This window comes from Sphingomonas sp. UYEF23, assembly GCF_040546165.1.
Lineage (GTDB): Bacteria > Pseudomonadota > Alphaproteobacteria > Sphingomonadales > Sphingomonadaceae > Sphingomonas > Sphingomonas glacialis.
On record NZ_JBEPNG010000025.1, the window covers coordinates 1 to 2,662 of the forward strand.

The following is a 2,662-nucleotide window of genomic DNA, read 5'->3' on the forward strand; positions in this document are numbered from 1 at the left end:
CGGTATTGCAGGCTCTTTGCGTCGGGACATATGGGATCTCCGTTTTACCCGTTATGCCCACCCACACACGGAAATCCTGACAGGCCCATAGCACGAAGGCCAAGAGACGCTTCCGATGCATGCGCGGTCAGCGCTTCATGGCATCGGTTCTCAGCTGCGATCCCTGGCAAGCGAGGTAGATCGGCTCGAGGCGCAGATCCTCGCCTGGCACCGAGCCGATGACACGAGCCGCCGGCTCGCCGCCATCCCCGGCATCGGTCCCATCACAGCATCGGCGATCGCCGCAGCAGTCCCTGATGCATCGCTGTTCCGATCCGGTCGCCAGTTCGCCGCGTGGCTAGGCCTTACGCCGCGCGCTAATAGCTCAGGTGGCAAGGAGCGCCTTGGGGGCATCAGCAAGCAAGGCGATGGGTATCTCCGAAAGCTGCTGGTCGTCGGCGCCACCGCCGTAATGCGCATGGCGCGCAAGGATGCGACGCGCCAGCCCTGGCTGGCGCAGCTCCTCGAGCGCAAGCCCGTGAAGATCGCGACCGTCGGGCTCGCCAACAAGACAGCGCGCATCGCCTGGGCGGTGATGACGCGCAAGGAGGTCTACGCGGCAGCTGCCGCGTGACCGCTGTCCTCGTCGCCGACTGAAGCCGGCGGCAGGATGGTGTAAGGGCAGCTGAGTGGTGATGACAAACCGGTCAGACCGGGGATCGAACAAACCCAGGCTAAAACGCTCGACGTCGCGCCTTGGGCGGCATAGCTTGCTGCGGAGGAGTTAAGCGATGAACAAGTCAAGCGTATGGATCGTGGACCAACTGGCTGCTGCCCGGGTCATCCGGGAGCTAAACCTGAGCGTCACTGAAAGTGGAATAAATCGTTTAGCTGAACTGCTCGCGGATCATCGCCTTGACGCCATGGATCTTGCTATATCGCGGACGCAGTTGACAATATCGAATGCGATTCGAGACCTTCTAGGCCGTAACCGCCATAAGAGCGGTGAGTGGTCGGATGGGTGCAGATCTGCGGAAATGGCCATCCTGACCGATACGTTAGACGCGATTCAAATTATGAGGCCGAAGCAGACGCGCTCTAAAGGGCAAGTGCTTCGTTCGCTAATGCGTCAAGCTCGTAAGACCGATCGCCTGATGACTCGAACCGTCAGCCATACTTAAGCCCCCCCCTGCTAATGAAGGAATAGAGTTTTCGCATGGTGCTAGCGCTGTGTCTTTCTGCCTCGTACCTTATTGCCGCCGATACAGTAAAGTCAACGGCCCGGCGCGATTTCGAATACGCTTTGTTCCGGTGATGCGATCCGTAGGTATTTGCTCCACTGCAGCTCAGCTTGCAATGCAACTGCGCGACGCAAAGTCCGTCTGGCCCGGCGCCTCGAGCGGTGTTTTGAGTTCGGCCCTAGCGGTCGGTCTACGCGGGGCAAATCGTAGTGATAAAAGCCTGACGGTCCGGTTTCGGCGCCAAGAGTAAGGAAAAGATCATCGTATGATTTAACGAATCTGTCGAACGAATCCTGGACAAAAGCGGGATGGTTAACTGCTTCAACCCCGATCACTCTTTTGATCCCGAGACTGAGGGCAACCCCCTCAGCGACCGACACCAATAAATGCTGGATCGGCATATCGCCCAAGTCCCGACAAACGGATTTTATGTGTTCTCCGACACCCACGCATCCGTGTATACGTGAAATCAAGATGGCGCTTTTATCGTTGAAGCCAAAATCTGAGCCGTCCACGATCGTAAACGAAATATATGCCAGCCGCAGTCCAAAATTCGTGGCAATGATTGTTATCTCGCCTTCGTCAACAACTTGGTCGCATACATGCGCGCTAATTATGAGCGCTCGGCAATCCGCCAGTCCCTCTATAACTAAAAGACCTGTATCAAACAGGCTTGTGAGATATTTCGCCTGTAATAATCTCCGTAGCTCTGCATAGTTATGAATTAGAGCTGACGCTCTGATGGCAGAGCTCAAAGACTGTGCGAGATAGTGAGACCGTTCAAACTTTCGAAAAGAATAGCAGGAATGCCTATTCAACCTGGCGCTGTGTTCGAGGGAGTGAGAGAATTCGCGGATCAAATCCCAGAGGTCTGATCCGATCCGGAATGAAATCACCGCTTCGTTCTCCGGCTCCCGGCCTAAGATGTTCCTGTAGCAGGCAATTACATCTTCTCTCGTCGCAACAGCCACAAAAACCCTTCCAGATCACTCGGTAATGTGGTTGCCTTACACGTGATATGGTGAGCGTAAACCATTATCGCGGCCTAAATAACGGCTGATCGCGAGCGAGGCGTCAGCCGCTATCGCCGCCCAGAATATCATTATCCCCGTCGTAGCGTCTTCGAGTCGGCGACCCGGCTAAGCTCTAATCACCCCGCCCATCATAACCAAGCCACCATTCGGCCACGCGGAAATATACGCCGAGGAGCACCCGGCCCGTCTTCGTCAGCACGGTCGGGTGCCCCTCGCGCACGAATGTCGCTAGGGTCAGGACTCATAACCACCAGGTGATGGCGGCTACGAGATATATCGCGCCGAGGAAGTTGGTGGCGAGTTTGTCGTAGCGGAGCGCATCTTGCTGAGCTGGGCCACGTTGCCAACCCCGGCATCGGCAACCTCGCCAAGCTGGCCGAGCAGGTGATGGCTGACAGGGATGCCATG

General features: G+C 56.6%; 2 protein-coding genes and 1 pseudogene. 2 read left to right on the forward strand and 1 reads right to left on the reverse strand.

Annotation, left to right across the window (positions count from 1 at the left end; all coding sequences use genetic code 11):
- Positions 1 to 100: 100 nt before the first annotated feature.
- Both ABIB28_RS18420 and ABIB28_RS18425 read left to right on the forward strand, forming a co-directional pair.
- Positions 101 to 613, forward strand: a pseudogene (locus ABIB28_RS18420) (IS110 family RNA-guided transposase); the annotation flags it as partial.
- Positions 614 to 770: 157 nt separating this feature from the next.
- Entirely contained in the window at positions 771 to 1,160 is a 390-nt protein-coding gene (locus tag ABIB28_RS18425; protein WP_354289557.1) for a hypothetical protein, read from the forward strand.
- 92 nt (positions 1,161 to 1,252) lie between these two features.
- On the opposite strand, the gene ABIB28_RS18430 is transcribed toward ABIB28_RS18425, so the two are convergent.
- Positions 1,253 to 2,191 (reverse strand): DUF535 family protein, encoded by a 939-nt coding sequence (locus tag ABIB28_RS18430; RefSeq protein WP_354289559.1) that lies wholly within the window; start codon positions 2,189 to 2,191, stop codon positions 1,253 to 1,255.
- Between the last annotated feature and the right edge of the window lie 471 nt (positions 2,192 to 2,662).

Coding starts and splice junctions, on each gene's coding strand:
- ABIB28_RS18425 (WP_354289557.1), top strand. CDS start 771: ATGAACAAGTCAAGCGTATGGATCGTGGACCAACTGGCTGCTGCCCGG.